Raw genomic sequence first — 15,990 nt, 5'->3', positions numbered from 1 at the left:
CAACTTCATGGAAAATGACCGTATAATGTCATTCTTTTTGAATTCAATCCTCCTTAGCTAGTTATACATTTTGCTAAGGAGGATTTTCTTATGAAGAGAAATAATCACACAACTAATTGAGTCTCTATTTCAACGAACATCGTTTAAAAATAATATTGGATTAACTTTGATTCCATCCTAAAATTTTCTTTGCTAAAAAAGATTAATCAAAATGAGAGCTTTCTGCGAAATCCGTGATTAACTCTTCACAAACAACCCTTTTTTGGAAAAACAGCAGGAATAAGAAAAATACTAATTTAACTTTACTTTTACTTTCTCAGGTAAATCTTTAGCTTTTACTTCTTCCCACTTTTCTACAAAAGCACCTTTTACTGAAATTTTTAAAATGGCATTTTGCTTTAAAATTTTCCCTGAGTCAAAAGTAATTTCCCTTTCTTCCCCCACTTTATTAAAACCTGACAGAGTATATTCATATCTTCCCCCCTTCGAAATTGCATCTTCATTAATTTTCACATATACCTCTTCTTTAGGAACAAAAGGATTCATATGATCCCTATCTTCTTTAGGAACAACAGTAAAAATGCTAATAAGTAAAACAACGAACAAAAGAAAAACTAGAGCTAACTTTTTCATGGTTTTATCAACTCCCTATTTCTAATTTTATTGCCGGAAGACATACTCTTTTAAATTTTTAATATAACTAGAACGAATGATAATAAAGTAAAGAACTTGCATCAGGAAGAATCCTAAAATTGTCACAATTCCTAACTGTAATACATGTGGAATTCCTCCTTCTCGATGTAACACTTGCAATGCAAACCCCGTGTTAATAACAGCTAACAAGAATGGCAAAAAGAACAGTATGGCCATTTGAACAGTTGCACTTTTTACCATTTCTTTTTCACTTAGTCCTATTTTCGCCAGTGATTTATACTTTTCTCTTTCTTCATATAAGTCTGTAAACAGCCGGAAATACAAAAAGCTACCAGCAGCCAAGAAAAAGATAATAGCAATAAAAAGTCCAATAAATAAACTCAAACTTGGTACTTGTACAGTCAGAAAATAAAGAATAGATTTCGAAAAGTATTGTGCATCCGGATTGTATGTTTCACCTTCAATATAGTTTTTTATCTTTTGACTTATTTCGAGACTGTCCTTCCAATTCTCAAAACCGTACCCATACCAAATAGATTCTTTAGCCTCTTGTTTTAATTGATTAAAACTTTCTTCATTTACAACGATCACATCGGATAAAGAGAAAATCGGTTTTTCAATGGATTTTAAATCGATCATCACATGTTTGTTTTCTAATTGTAATTCCGTATGATTACTTGGGAGAATTGTATAACTTCCCCGTTTCGTCTCCCCATAGTAAATCCCTTCTCCTTTCTCAAGATGAAAGGTATTTAATTTAGGAAAATTCTCCACCCAATCTTTGTATGATAGTACCAAAACAGGGTAGTGAATTGGTCCTTGTTTAGCTTCTAACGCTAGCATTTTGAACATTTTGTAATCTACATTTTCTTGACTAAGCTGTTGTTCAATAAATGTTAACTGCTCACTTTCATTTTTGTTATTCGAAGAAGATAAAAACTCCATCCCAAACGGTGTGTCCGCGATAGAAAACATAGATTTATACGTAGCCAATGTGCCTGTTGCTGTAAAGGCAACTGCAGAAACAATACTAACTATAAAAAATAGGCGAGCATTATCTCTAGCGCGATACATTAAATCAGATATCCAAAGGAGATTTGTACCTTTTCTATAAAATCTTTTATTTCGCTTCAACAGCTTAAGTAACCATACACTTAACTGACTATAAAACAAGTACGTCCCAATTATTGTACAAATCGTAATAATTACAGCGCTACCCATATCAATCCCGGCAACTAGCGCCATTCCATATCCAGCTCCTAAAAAAACTACTCCTAGAAATGAAAACAATTTAGATGGCTTCGGTTCTTTTTTCGGTTTTTGTGACCCCTTTAGTAATGAAATCGTTTGTTCAGTATGGATAAGAAATAATGTAAATTGAGAAAGGATGATAAACAAAACTAAAAAAACTCCAGTGGTTAATCCTAGTGCTTTCCAAGGGAAATATAACTGTAGGGGTTCCATCTCGACAATATAAGATCCAGCAATATAAAACAGTTTCGCAAGTATCGTTCCACCGATGATTCCTGTAAAAATGGAAGCTAGTCCAATGAAAATATTTTCTAAGGTGATCAACAGGCGAATTTGTTGTGGTTTTGCACCTTGGATCGTAAGAATTCCAAATTCTTTTTTTCGTGTTTTTAAAAATGCACTAAAAGAATAAAGAATAAATAATATGGAAAAGAAGAAAATAATCCATTCAGCAAACACCATTCCTTTTTTAGCAATATTCATCATATAGCCCGTCTCAAGTGCAGGATGGAAGATAAACATTGCAAACATAAAAAAAATCATAACAGCAAATGAACTACTTAAATAAAAAGCTAAATATGCACGCAAATTGCGTGTTACATTCTTATAGGCGAACTGTGGAAAATTCATCTGCCATCCCCTCCAAGCATTGAAAGAACATCCATAATTTGTTGGAAAAACACTTTTTGATTCGTGCCTCTGTAAATTTCGTTGTATAGTTTTCCATCTTTAATAAAAATGACACGGTGACAATAACTGGCAGCATAAGGGTCATGAGTGACCATTAGCATAGTAGTTTGGTCCTTTTCATTTATGGATTGCAATGTTTCCATGACATCTTTGGAAGCCTTGGAATCTAAGTTTCCGGTAGGCTCGTCAGCTAACAGAAGTGAAGGTTGATGAATAATTGCTCTTGCAATCGCTGTACGTTGCTTTTGGCCACCTGAAACTTCATATGTTCGTTTATTTAATATCCCATGAATACCTAATTTTTTTGAAATACTTTCTACCCTTTCATCCATCATCGAAGGTTTGGTTCTTTCTAGCGTTAGTGGTAAAATCATATTTTCCTCCAATGTTAACGTGTCCAACAAATTGAAGTCTTGAAAAACAAATCCTAATTCTCTACGTCGAAAATTTGCCAGTTCTGCCTTTTTTAACTTGTGAGGTTCCCGACCATTTATGAGAATTTCCCCTGATGTGGGTCTATCAATAGTTGAAATAAGATTTAATAGTGTCGTTTTTCCTGATCCGGATGGACCCATTATTGCAATAAACTCTCCTTTATCTACCATAAACGAAACGTTCGTTAAAGCTTGAAATGGTGCCTTTCCGTCATAAATTTTATTTATATTTTTCACTTGTAGTACTTCAGTCATTTGATTGCCTCCTATCATTGGATCATGCATTCATTTTATAAAAAATAAAAATATGAAAAAATGCGATCACCTTAAATGAACATTACATATTTGTAAGAAAAGAAAGAAAAAAATCCTTACCTATTAAGGTAGGTAAGGATTTTATCTTCCCTTCTAGCGTTTTTTTATTCAGAAATATATTTCGAAAAGTATATTTTAAATGTAGTACCATTGCCTACCTCTGATTCCAGCTCGATTTCGTGTTGGAGCTTGCTCATTATATTTTTAACTAAATAAAGCCCCATTCCTGTTGACTCATGATACAGCCTGCCATTTTTTCCAGTAAAATATGGGTCAAAAACTCTTCTCATGTCTTGTGAAGGAATACCAACACCAAAATCCTGAATTTCAAGCATAATGTGTTGCCCTTGTTTTTCTATTTTAAAAAGTAATTTGTTACTTTTATTTGAAGAATATTTAACTGCATTAGAAATAATTTGACCGATAGCAAATTGCAACCATTTCTTGTCTGAAAACACAAAAAGGGTCTCTTTTGGAAACATTTTTTTTGGATAGATTTTATATTGAATAAACAATCTTTTGTTTTCCATGATGATCTCGTCCATAAAAGCCTGAAGAGGAATTTTTTCAATTGTGTAGTCCTTCTCGAACAAAGACAATCTTGATGAATACAAAACGGTTTTAAATCCATCTTCTAAACGATATAATTCCTTTCGGATGTCTTGAAATACTTCTTCGTCATGTTCTTGAATCAACAAGTGGATTACAGATAAGGGAGTTTTCATTTGATGAACCCATTGATTGATAAATGTTATTCTCTCATTTAAGTCTGATTGAACTTGATGTACCTTGTTTTCATATAATTGTGTAATGATACGCAATCTCTCATAAAACGATTCGCTAAATGCACTTTTTCCCATATGTGGAATATGTAATTTTTCATTTTGATGTTCCTGTACCCAACGATATAGTTGTGCATCTTGTATCCACCGATATACAAGATAGAGACAAATAGATAAAATCTGTATGAAAAAAACATAGAGTAAATGGTCCAACTCTTGGAAGCCTAAAAACCAGTAGTAGCCAAAAACAAATATTCCCTGTATAAAAGTAATAAAAAAAAGGGACAGATGTGAACGTAAAAATAATCTCATTCTGTCCCCTCCCAAGTATGTCTCATTCTGTATCCTACACCCCGAACCGTTTCAATGGCATCATGAATTCCAAGTTCAGAAAGTCGTTTCCTTACACGTGTAATATATACATTTAACGTATTTTCATCGACAAACATATCTGTATTCCACATTTTTTCTATTAAACGGTCTCTGCTCGTTACTTTTTCTCCGCGCTTTAATAATACCTCTAAAAGTAACGCTTCTTTTTTCGAAAGTTCGATGGAATGTGATCGAAATCTAAGCTCCATTCTCTCTGGTAAATAGGTTAATCCAAAAAAAGATATTTCTCGTTCACCATGGGACGATGCATATTCCCCATAGGCTCTGCGCAAATGACTTTTAATCTTGGCAATGACCATTTCATATGAAAATGGTTTAGTAATATAATCATCTCCCCCATTTTCTAATGCCATAATTTGATCCATTGTACCTTCACGTGCAGATATAAAAATGATCGGACAGGTAGAATGCTTGCGAATCTGCCTGCACCAATAATAGCCGTCGAAAGAAGGAAGATTAATATCTAATAGGACTAAGTCAGGTCCTTCTTCAAGAAATTTTTCTAATATAACATCGAAATTTTCCACCACTACTGTATTAAATCCATACTTCTCTAGATGTTTGGTTAATAAGCAACGAAGGTCGACATTATCTTCTATAATCATTATCTTTTCCATAAAATATTACTCCTATTCGGCTTATTTCATCCTATGTATGGGAAAAGGCTACCAGTTTCATATTACATCCTGCTCGAGCTCATTTTCCATCCTTAAGTATCTAAACAATAGGAATTATTATTTGAAAAGCGTCTCCATTATTTTTAGCAACTTATTGATATTATTGTAAAAAATAAAAGAGTTTGTAACAATCGAATTTCATTATATGAACATTACATTTTTGTAAGATAATTTGGCGGTACTTAAACAATCCGTTTTAACGAAAACCTATATTTGTTGAATTCTTGTTTTCCCTCGATTCAAAGATTTATTTGTATTAAAAAGAGCAAAGTAACAATCATTACTTTGCCCATTTCTTTATTAGATAGATACGACTTGTTTTCTCAGTACTAGTGCAGCAGCTACCATGTTTTTTAGGGAAGCAACTGTTTCTGATTCTTGACGTGTTTTGAGTCCACAATCCGGGTTAATCCAGAATTGTTCTTTTGGAATAACCGCTAAACTTTCTTGTAAAATAGTAAGCATCTCTTCTACACTTGGTACTCGTGGGCTATGAATATCATAAACTCCTAATCCAATACCAAGTTCATATGGATTTTCTTTTAACGAATGGATTAATTCCCCATGGCTACGTGATGTTTCAAGTGAAATGACATCTGCATCAAGTGATTTAATTGGTTCGATGAAATCATTGAATTCGCAATAACACATATGTGTATGAATTTGTATATCCGGAGCAACATTAGATGTGGTAAGCTTAAAAGCATCAACTGCCCAGCGTAAATAATCGGCCCAATTTTCTTTACGTAATGGCAATCCCTCACGTAATGCTGGCTCATCCACTTGAATAATTTTGATACCTGCTTTCTCAAGAGCCTCTACCTCTTGACGTAGTGCATAGCCAATTTGTAGTGCCACTTTTTCTCGAGAAAGATCATTTCGAACAAATGACCAATTTAAAATTGTTACTGGACCTGTCAACATGCCTTTTACATACTTATCAGTAAGTTTTTGTGCTTCTACGACTTCTTTTACTGTCATTGGATGCGTCCATTCAACATCACCGTAAATAATCGGAGGCTTCACACAACGTGAACCGTAAGAAACCACCCATCCAAAGTCTGTAAAGGCAAATCCTGTTAAATGCTCACCAAAATACTCCACCATGTCTGTACGCTCGAATTCCCCATGGACAAGAACATCTAATCCGATTTCCTCTTGAATTTGTATCCAGCGAGCTGTTTCTTCTTTTAAAAATTGAGCATATTGTGCATCACTGATTTCACCTTTACGCCAAGCACTACGTGTTTTCTTTACTTCGGTAGATTGAGGAAAACTACCAATCGTTGTTGTTGGGAAATCTGGTAACTTTAATGCCTCCTTTTGAATTTGCTGACGCTCTTTATATGAAACAGAACGTTTGAAATCCATTGGTGTCAAATTGGCTAAAGCTTTTTCAACACGTTTATTTTGACGAACCGGATGCGTCGCAAGTGCTTGAATTACCTTCATGCTATTTGCAACTAATCCTTCTTTTAACCAACTTCCTTTTTGCATAAAGTGCGTAATATGTGCAATTTCACGTATTTTTTCATCAGCGAAGGCTAAATGATCAAATAACTCTTTTGGTAGCTTTTCTTCCATATTTTTTGACACAGGCACATGCTGTAAACTACAAGAAGAACTAATCCATATATTTTCTATATTTGTTAACTGTTTTACTGAATTAATGATTGAAACTGCTTCCGCAAAATTAACTGACCAAATATCTCGACCATTAATAACACCAATGCTTAATGTTTTATTTTTTGGAAACCCAAATTTTTGGATGGATTTTAAATTTTGTTTATTATCATGAACAAAGTCTAATCCAAAACCATCAACTGGTAGCTGGATTAAACGTTCATAGGCAAATAATGACTCAAAGTATGTTTGTACAAGTAATTTAGCGTGTGGTGTTAACTTACAAAGTTGCTTATAGATTTCCTCAATTAATTGAATTTCTTCAATTGGTAGGTTTTTTGTAAATGATGGTTCTTCAATCTGAATCCATTCTGCCCCGGCTTCTGTTAATTCATTAATTACTTGAGCATATAATGGAATGAGTTGAAGAATAAATAATGCTTTTTCATTTTCATCATAACCTTTCGCTAAATCAACAAACGTATAAGGACCTATAATTGTCGGTTTCGCATAAATTCCTACTTCATTACGTGCCTCTAAAAATTGATCTAAAATATCATTTCTTTGTAAGGTTAATTTTTGCCCTTCATATTCTGGCACAATATAGTGATAGTTTGTATTAAACCATTTCGTCATTTCACAAGCGACTACATCTTTTGCCCCGCGAGCCATAGCATAATACAATTCATTCTTTGTCGGATTTTCTAATACATCGTAACGCTTTGGAATTAAATTAAACATAACAGCCAAATCAAGCATACGGTCATACTTTGTAAAATCACCGACTGTGATGTATTCTAGCCCTAAATCTTGCTGGTGCTTTAAGCGATCAATACGAAGTTGCTTTAACTCCGCTTCAAATTCATGTTCAGTTAATTCTTTTTTCCAAAATCTTTCAATTGTTCGTTTCCATTCTCTTTTCGGCCCGATATACGGATACCCTACTACAGTACTAATGACATTCATATTGATAATCCTCCTTTTTATATAACAACTAAAAAAGCTGTTTCCCATGTAGGAAACAGCTTCGGATTAATCTATGCATACTCAAATAAGCGTGAAAACACGCTGATAGAATCGCACAAAACACCGCCCATTTCCCCGTGAGCTTTGGTGTGTACTAGAATGAGGCAGGTCTCCTGACTTATCATCATCGCTTCTCTTGCCTTCCCAATTACTCAGTGGCAATAATAAGAGTCGCTCCGAATTACAGTTGCGGGACAGTACTGGATTTGCACCAGTTTCCCTTTTAAACACACTTTACGTGGTACCTCTTCTTACACGGTATGTAATTTTTATCCACTATATCATAATAATTAATAAAATACAATAAATAATTCAGAAAAGATAAAATTTACGAATTATACTTTACATTCCTTTTCCCATATACTTTAATGACATTACCGCACCAAACAACCTTCTAATCCTACAAAAATACGTAAAACCAATCTAGAATATCATCAATTACCGCATAAATTACTAGACGACCCATAAAATCAATTTCTATCAATGGCACTCACAAATAATAATTTTCAAATGTTTCATCAGTTTCGTGAAATAATTATAGACAATTTTACGAAGGCATTTGTTTGTCTTTATCAAAGTTATATTGTTTCTCGAATACTTTTTCTCCGTGTATAATTCGCTGTAATAGAGAATCTTTAATAAGTATCTCGATTCATATTTTGAATAGTTCTTATACGTATAGTCCAAAAATCCTCCTTTACACATCCCCATTAGCTTAATTACAAATCTTCATTGTGGGTACCTTTTTTATTTCCATATCCTTTTAAAAGTTACCTGATTACCTTCTTTAATTAAGAGAAATACGTCAGGATTACTAAGACTTTTCCAATTATCGAACCCAAAATCTTTACTATAAAACATGAAAAGTAAGGACATTAAATTACCATGTGTAACAACGACTGTATGATCATTGTTTCTACTAAAAATCTCATCTACAACCTCAACAATTCGGTTCATCGCTTCTCTGCTGGACTCTCCACCTTCAAATTTCAATTCTATATCTTCAAATGTACTTCTAAGTTTTTCAAACCAATCAGAAAGATTTTTAGTGCTAAGAATACGTTCTGTCAATCTCCTATCGATCTCAACTTCTAAACCTAATCTTTTTGCCAGTGGTTGAATAGATTCAATGGCACGCCTATACGGACTTGCAATAATTTGATCTATTTTAATATTGGAAAAAAACTCACATAATTCAAATGCTTGTTTAAGTCCTTTATCTGTAAGTTGTGCATCAGGGGATTGTCCTACTGCTTCACAATGCCTAACCACATATATTTTCTTCAACATTAACCACCACCCCAGTACTAATTATGATCTTGAAATCAACAATTCGGCATGTCTGATACTCTTTTCTTCAGTCGTTAACCACAACACATCTTCACCCTCATCAGGACTATTAGGAATTGCCTCACCTGATTCATATTCGCAAAAAAATACAATATTTACTACATTTTCACCAGTAACTGTTATGTACTGAGTACATACGTTAAGCTATCTTTTACTTTCAAACCAACTTCTTCTAAAATTTCACGCTTTACTGTCAGAAACATCTTGAATCGTTAGCCATGACTTATAAGCAGAGCCTCATCCAGACCTCGACCTTCGCTAATCCACTTCTGTTGGTTTTAAAAAAGTTTAATCAAAAATACCTCACAAACCCACATTTTACGCGAAGTTAAAAGAACCCCTTTTGAAAAAAAGATTGATCAAAACGGGACATTTATTTGTGAAACATTGCACAACTTTTGTAAAAAAGTTTGATCATTTTCGCTGACCTATCTTCTCAATCGTTCCAGTTAGTAGAATATGAAATTAGATATTCATGTTAAAGTTCTATAGATAAACTTCTCCATATTTCATCCCATTTTTTCTTTTTAACACGTTCAACATAAATGGAATAAAATTCGCTATCCTTTTGATAAAATGGTGTAGGTCTTACCTTCATTTCAAATAAATCCTGTATTCCATATGGAGCCATAATCTCAAGTTCCTTATTACAGAGCCTTACAGCTATTGCAGTTGGTGTTTCTGGAAAATGAGCTACACCATCATATGTCGAAGAAAAGGGATTAAAGCCACTTTTCAAATGCATACGGGCTTGATTTTTTACTGTCCAAGGCTGATTGGGAAGCAAAACATTTAATTCATTCTCTAATTGCTTTTCCATTTCCCACGAAGTATCCGAAGCATCAAAATAAATAACATCAATGTCATTTAAAGGAGTTACTGTGTTATGTAAAATGTCCCAAACTTTATTTCTAATAAGTCCAGCACATACCCAAGCATCGTTTAAATGTAAATTCTCAATCACTTTCAGAATTGACATAATATATTTGTCACTTTTGATTATTTCTATTAATTGTTTTTCATAATCAGTCGCGTTTAGCTCCTTCATTGAAACAATCTCTCCCTAATGCTGTGTATAGTACATAAACTTTATTATAAAAAAATTTTTATATTCAAAAGGAGATTCTAATTCCATAATCCTGCCCATTAATTGAATACAAACACTTGCGTAGGGAATCAGTTGCATTATTAATTACTTATTTTCTTCTTCCGAAAGTAGAAATGTTTTCATCAAGTTGCTTGAGAATCGTCCTATTTATATATAAAATCGCCTATTTAAGTTAATAAGTTAGATAATTAGAAGCAAGAATTCAAACAACCGCATATTCTAAGAAACTTTAATTTTACCAATTATAGGTTATAATCCTTTCTGTTTTGTTTTTTCTAAATATATTCTTCTGTGTAAAATTTTAACAGTTTGAATCTCTCCAATCCACAATAATTCTAAAACAGTACAACTTTTTTTAAAATCTACACCTCATCTTATGAAATTCCACTCATATAGACAAAAAAACACCCCTTTAGACGATAATATTCTAAAGGGGTAAAACCGTACGAGTTTTTTATAAATCTACAATTTTACTTCTAAAAAATCCTTATAATCCACATTTTAATTGTGCTCCGCAATTCGTACAAGTATTGCAGCCTCCAATTTCTTTTACCTTTCCTTTGCGGCATACAGGACAGGTATTACCGACTTCTGAACCAATCGTTACATCAGTGGAACGAAGATCAGTGATCGTATCCACTAGGACTACTGGCTGCTTTTCATCCTTGTCAAAAATTGATAATTGTTCCGTTTTGTTCTCTTCCGCTTTCAATGTTAATACCTGGGTATCACGGGAACCATCAACATAAACTGTTCCACCCTTTGCACCACCGCGATATAGACGTTCATATACTTTTTCAACCTGTTCCACGCTATAACCTTTTGGTGCATTCACTGTTTTACTAATAGAACTGTCAATCCATCTTTGGATAACACATTGTACATCAGCGTGCGCTTCAGGGGTAAGGTCCATCGCAGTAACAAACCAATGTGGAAGGTTGTTTGGATCTGCCTCTGGATTTCGCTCTAAGTATTCCTGAACAATATCAGCTTTCACTTCAATAAATTTGCCCAGGCGTCCGCTCCGGTAATAAGAGAAAGAGAAATATGGCTCTAAACCTGTTGAGACGCCGACCATTGTACCAGTACTCACGTTTGTTACTCTCTATCATTCATTTATAGAGGGCGGGATTATTAGTACCCGCTCCATATGTCGCCATATGGGTCAGACTATATCTTCAACCATTAATGAATCCCTTTTTCTATGAAAAAGATATTCACCGAAAATCTAGTAATATGGTTGCTTAGCGTGTAGTCGTTGAGGGGTCAGCCACGACTTCCCTGCGGATTGTCTGGTAGGCTTATGCCAACACTCTTACATTTTTACCCATTCATTGTTGGCAAGACAAGGTAGTAAGAGATACGCCAGAGTTTCCCGCATATAGCTAAGTTTACGCAGCATTCTTACGAACACTGGGGGCAAATACTTTACCCGTTGGTGCAACAGTCAGCAAATGAGAATTTCTAATTCCGTGTTCCAAAATAGATTGACGAATGTCTTCAGGCATTTTTTTCATATATCCAGTCTGAATGAAAGCTTGACGTAAACGATTCGTTTCTTCTTCCGTTTCGCCTACTAAGAATGGGAAGCTTCCTTTTTCTTTTGCTAAGTTAATCGATTCACGATAGGCAGTTGTAGCAATAGTTTCAAAAACTTGATCGATCAGCTTATTTCCTTCCGGTGAACCGTACTCAGTCTCACAATAGATCAGGAGGTCATGCAATCCCATTACTCCAAGGCCCACCCGGCGTTCACCAAGCGCTTGTTTTTTGTTTTCTTCCAAAAAGTATGGAGTAGCGTTGATCACATTGTCCTGCATACGCACACCAATAGCAACTGTATTCTTTAGCTTCTCGAAATCAACTGTTTTAGTTTCCTTGTTAGCCATTTCTGCAAGGTTAACCGCTGCAAGGTTACATACAGAATATGGTGCAAGTGGCTGTTCACCACATGGATTCGTTGCTACCACCTTCTGACCATATGCTTTTGCATTGGTCATGTCATTGGCATTATCAATGAAGAATATTCCCGGTTCTGCTGAATAGGTTGCACAAATATTGATTAAATTCCAAAGTTCCTTTGCTTTAATCTTTTTATATACACGAACTTTGTGACCCATACGTTCCCACTCACGAACATCACCGACTTTATGCCACTGTTCATTGTAGATTTTCATTTCCTCTTCATTATAGCTTTCAACTGCTGGGAAACGTAGTTCATATTCCTCATCATTTTCAACAGCTTCCATAAATTCTTTCGTCAAGCAGACAGAAATATTTGCTCCTGTTAGAAAATCAGGATTATGGACCGAATAAGTACCACCTTCTGCCAGCTTTTCCTCTGCATCAGCTATGATAGTAGAACTGAATCCACCATAACCAGGAATGTTTTTATAATTTACAATCCCTTGATACATTGCTTCTTCTTGAAGAGTAAGAGGTGTGAATTTTAGTTTATCTTTAGCAAGCTTTTTAATGGTTTCATCAGATGAATTTTCTATTAAGAATCTTAGGATTCTTGGATTTTGCATTTTAGAGATAATAAACTCAATAATGTCTGGATGCCAATCTGCTAGCATGATCATCTGTGCCAATATGTTGCGTTGATTCGTTACATCAACTCTCTAGGTCGCCCTAGAGTTCAGACCATTTCTTACACTCTTTTGAGTGCCCTCGCGCTTCGGAACCACTTGGTCCCTACTCTACTCGCTTCCACAATTCGTGTGCTTTCGATGGTCGTTGAACCTTCTCCATATCTTTTTTCAAAGACGTAGGAGCTTGGCTGCTGATTGTCTTTATCCACTGTTGTTTTTAAGCATTCACGATTACCGTTTCCGGTTTCGTTGTAGCCAACTAGTCATTAAAGAGTTCCCAGCAATTCACGAGGTTTTTTTATAGACGAGGCACTTAAGCTTCTTTACCACGTCTTGACCCGCCTTGCTCAACAAGGTGTGTCAATTTTGCAATGTCATCCAACCATGAAACCGATCCAGAAGATTTTCCGTTTACACCTCTTGCCAAGGTATTGCGCGGTCTTAATGTTGATCCATTCGTACCTACACCGCCACCGCGACTCATGATTTCCATTACTTGCTTTCGGTGGTCTGAAATACCTTCACGTGAGTCCGGAATAAAAGGCATTACATAACAATTGAAATAGGTCACCTCAGTGTTTGCACCAGCCCCATAAAGAACTCGGCCAGCAGGAATGAAGTTTAAGTTTACCAGCTCTTGATAAAACTTCTCCGCCCATTCTTTCCGTTTTTCTTCTGTTTCCTCGACTGCTGCAATACCCGTGGCAACTCGTTTGGCAATCTGCTCATAGAACAGTTCCAAAGGCTTTTCAATTACATCAAGGGAACACCAAATCATTCCTGTGTCGGCTGCATCACCATCGAGTACGCCTCGAAATTCCTCTTCAACCAACACCTTCGCTTTCTTATTCTCCCAGTCAATTTCTTGAATGTATCCTAAGCCGCGTGCAGGGAATTTTGGATCTTCTTTAATCGTAAGTACAACAAAATCTCCATTTGTAAGGGTTATTTTTTCGGTGTCTTTAAAGGTGTAACGATCTAACATGACTAAGCGCGAAACACCCTTGTGAGTTATCTTCATATCTGGTGTAACCGGGTGCACCTGAGGAAATAAGCGAATGTCCTCATTCAACCTCCCAAAATCAATATTCATATTTTGCCTAAATACTACAGACATGAATACAACTCCTTTATCAATAAATTCTATAGCTATATTCCTTCTAGTAAGCTATTCTAGTTCTTGTTAGTTAATAAAACTAAATTAACATACAGAAACAATAAAAAGCAACTAAAAAATCAATATATAGTACACAAAATGTATTATGTACCCCTATATATTGTATCTAAGACAAAAAACACTGATTTTGTCAAACTTAAAAAATACTAGATTTTAAAGAATGGCATAGTAAAGAACGATTTTTTCATTAAAACTGAGTAATTTTAACAAATTTCGCACCTTGATTTTAAAAATGAAAAAAACGAAAAAGCGGCCACCACTTGGTAAAACGATAACGGGGGCAGCCGCTTTTATTTATCTTTTAAAATTCCATTCGTCATTTTCATAGCGATTCTTCGCTATTTGGTTCACATATTCCAGTTCTTCATCTGATAATTGATATGGTTCAAGTTCGATATTTAATCCCTCAGCAAAGCCCTTATAAAAAGCATCTTTCGCTTCCTCAAGCGTAATTCTACTTGGACTGATGTCATTAATAGCAACTGCTTTGTCCTTAAAGGACTTTTTCATTCGTTCCTTAACCCTCTCATTTGGATATTTGAATAAACTAAACAACTTTTCCTCATCTAAGTCCAAGAGAATGGAACCATGCTGAAGAATGACTCCTTTTTGCCTAGTTTGTGCACTACCTGCAACTTTTCTTCCCTCTACCACAAGCTCATACCAACTTGGGGCATCAAAACATACAGCAGAACGTGGATTTTTCAATGATTCCCGCTCTTCTAATGTTTTTGGAATCGCAAAATAAGCTTCAAGCCCTAAATGATGAAAACCTTTTAAAATGCCTTCCGAAATAACACGATAAGCCTCTGTTACCGTTTTAGGCATCTTTGGATGCTCTTCCGAAACAATGACACTGTAGGTAAGCTCATGTTCGTGCAAAACACCTCTTCCTCCCGTTGGTCTTCTTACAAAACCAAGCTTATGCTCTTTAACGGCATCCATATCAATTTCTTTTTCCACCTTCTGAAAATAACCGATTGAAAGTGTAGGTGGGTCCCAACCATAAAAACGAATCACAGGTGGTATTCTCCCCTGACTATGCCAATCAAGCAACGCTTCGTCCAATGCCATGTTAAAAGATGGCGAGCTGTTTCCGGAATCGATAAAACGCCAAATTTCCTTTTTCATTCCAAAACCCCATTTAAAAAAATATAATCCGTTTTTTAGTCTACCAAATTAAAAAACAATTTCAAAATGAGAAGATTTTGGTATATTTTTTCCCAGAATTTTGTCTATTTTTCTTTATATTTAAGTGAAGGACTTATATAATAATTACTAGTGCAGCCAAGCTTGAAAGGAGCAAGAAGAAGTTGAATTCACTTTATGTTTTATTCATTATTTTAGGAGTAATTATCCTCTATTCCATTTTTACGTATTTTTATCAAAAGAAAATTGTAAAAACGGTTACGGAGGAAGAATTTCGTGCAGGCTACCGAAAAGCACAGCTAATTGATGTACGTGAACCAAACGAGTTTGAGGGCGGTCACATTTTAGGAGCTCGTAATATCCCAATGTCACAGCTCCGCATGCGACTAAAGGAGATTCGTCCTGATAAGCCGGTTTATTTGTACTGCCAAAGTGGTTTGCGCAGTGCTCGTGCAGCTCAGTTTTTATATAAAAAAGGCTATAAAGACCTCACTCAGCTTCAGGGCGGATTTAAAAAATGGACAGGAAAGATCAAAACTAAAAAATAATGCCAAAAAAGGTTCCCATTACGTCGAGGAACCTTTTTTTCATAACATAACGAAGTATATTATTAACTTTGAAAATAATTTAGTAAAGCGTTGCAAAAAAGGTCTACATCAAATCAGTAGATTTTTTTGAAGTTATTCTCATCATCTTTTTTAACATATTTAGACAGAACGTAAATATTTACTTTTCTATTCTATTTAACCCCAAAAAATTAGTAGTTC

The 15,990-nt window shown here is 35.0% G+C and carries 9 protein-coding genes, 4 pseudogenes and 1 riboswitch; of the genes and pseudogenes, 1 reads left to right on the top strand and 12 read right to left on the bottom strand.

Going from position 1 to position 15,990, the window contains the following annotated elements:
• Positions 1-291: 291 nt before the first annotated feature.
• The 12 genes and pseudogenes from G4Z05_RS07480 to G4Z05_RS07425 form a co-directional block, all read right to left on the bottom strand.
• A complete protein-coding gene (locus tag G4Z05_RS07480; RefSeq protein WP_163251235.1) occupies positions 292-633 on the bottom strand; it encodes a YxeA family protein in 342 nt (113 codons plus the stop codon).
• 27 nt (positions 634-660) lie between these two features.
• Positions 661-2,535 carry an FtsX-like permease family protein gene (locus tag G4Z05_RS07475; protein WP_163251234.1) on the bottom strand — a complete coding sequence of 625 codons (1,875 nt, stop codon included), beginning with the start codon at positions 2,533-2,535 and terminating at the stop codon, positions 661-663.
• Positions 2,510-3,284: pseudogene (locus tag G4Z05_RS07470) on the bottom strand (ABC transporter ATP-binding protein). Before G4Z05_RS07470 ends, G4Z05_RS07475 begins: the two are co-directional and overlap by 26 nt.
• A gap of 164 nt (positions 3,285-3,448) precedes the next feature.
• Entirely contained in the window at positions 3,449-4,438 is a 990-nt protein-coding gene (locus G4Z05_RS07465) for a sensor histidine kinase (protein WP_163251232.1), read from the bottom strand.
• Positions 4,435-5,136, bottom strand: coding sequence for a response regulator transcription factor (locus G4Z05_RS07460; protein ID WP_163251231.1), 702 nt, complete (start codon positions 5,134-5,136; stop codon positions 4,435-4,437). The genes G4Z05_RS07465 and G4Z05_RS07460 overlap by 4 nt, the downstream gene beginning before the upstream one ends.
• Positions 5,137-5,496: 360 nt before the next feature.
• On the bottom strand, positions 5,497-7,785 hold the full coding sequence (gene metE / locus G4Z05_RS07455; protein ID WP_163251230.1) for a 5-methyltetrahydropteroyltriglutamate--homocysteine S-methyltransferase: 2,289 nt from the start codon (positions 7,783-7,785) through the stop codon (positions 5,497-5,499).
• Between the two features lie 146 nt (positions 7,786-7,931).
• Positions 7,932-8,109, bottom strand: a riboswitch (cobalamin riboswitch).
• Positions 8,110-8,592: 483 nt separating this feature from the next.
• On the bottom strand, positions 8,593-9,135 hold the full coding sequence (locus G4Z05_RS07450) for a histidine phosphatase family protein (protein WP_321175681.1): 543 nt from the start codon (positions 9,133-9,135) through the stop codon (positions 8,593-8,595).
• Positions 9,136-9,673: 538 nt separating this feature from the next.
• A complete protein-coding gene (locus G4Z05_RS07445; RefSeq protein WP_163251229.1) occupies positions 9,674-10,243 on the bottom strand; it encodes a nucleotidyltransferase family protein in 570 nt (189 codons plus the stop codon).
• 547 nt (positions 10,244-10,790) lie between these two features.
• Positions 10,791-11,393, bottom strand: a pseudogene (locus G4Z05_RS07440) (hypothetical protein); the annotation flags it as partial.
• A gap of 340 nt (positions 11,394-11,733) precedes the next feature.
• Positions 11,734-12,897, bottom strand: a pseudogene (locus tag G4Z05_RS07435) (vitamin B12-dependent ribonucleotide reductase); the annotation flags it as partial.
• A gap of 319 nt (positions 12,898-13,216) precedes the next feature.
• Positions 13,217-14,014, bottom strand: a pseudogene (locus tag G4Z05_RS07430) (ribonucleotide reductase N-terminal alpha domain-containing protein); the annotation flags it as partial.
• Positions 14,015-14,368: 354 nt separating this feature from the next.
• The gene (locus tag G4Z05_RS07425; RefSeq protein WP_163251227.1) at positions 14,369-15,205 is read right to left on the bottom strand and encodes a lipoate--protein ligase family protein; all 837 of its coding nucleotides are present in this window, start codon (positions 15,203-15,205) and stop codon (positions 14,369-14,371) included.
• A gap of 182 nt (positions 15,206-15,387) precedes the next feature.
• On the opposite strand from G4Z05_RS07425, the gene G4Z05_RS07420 reads away from it, so the two are divergent.
• Positions 15,388-15,771, top strand: coding sequence for a rhodanese-like domain-containing protein (locus G4Z05_RS07420; RefSeq protein ID WP_163251226.1), 384 nt, complete (start codon positions 15,388-15,390; stop codon positions 15,769-15,771).
• The last annotated feature ends 219 nt before the right edge of the window (positions 15,772-15,990 follow it).

Source organism: Neobacillus thermocopriae (assembly GCF_010975035.1).
Taxonomy (GTDB): Bacteria; Bacillota; Bacilli; order Bacillales; family Cytobacillaceae; genus Neobacillus; species Neobacillus thermocopriae.
This window is presented reverse-complemented; position numbering and strand designations above follow the sequence as displayed.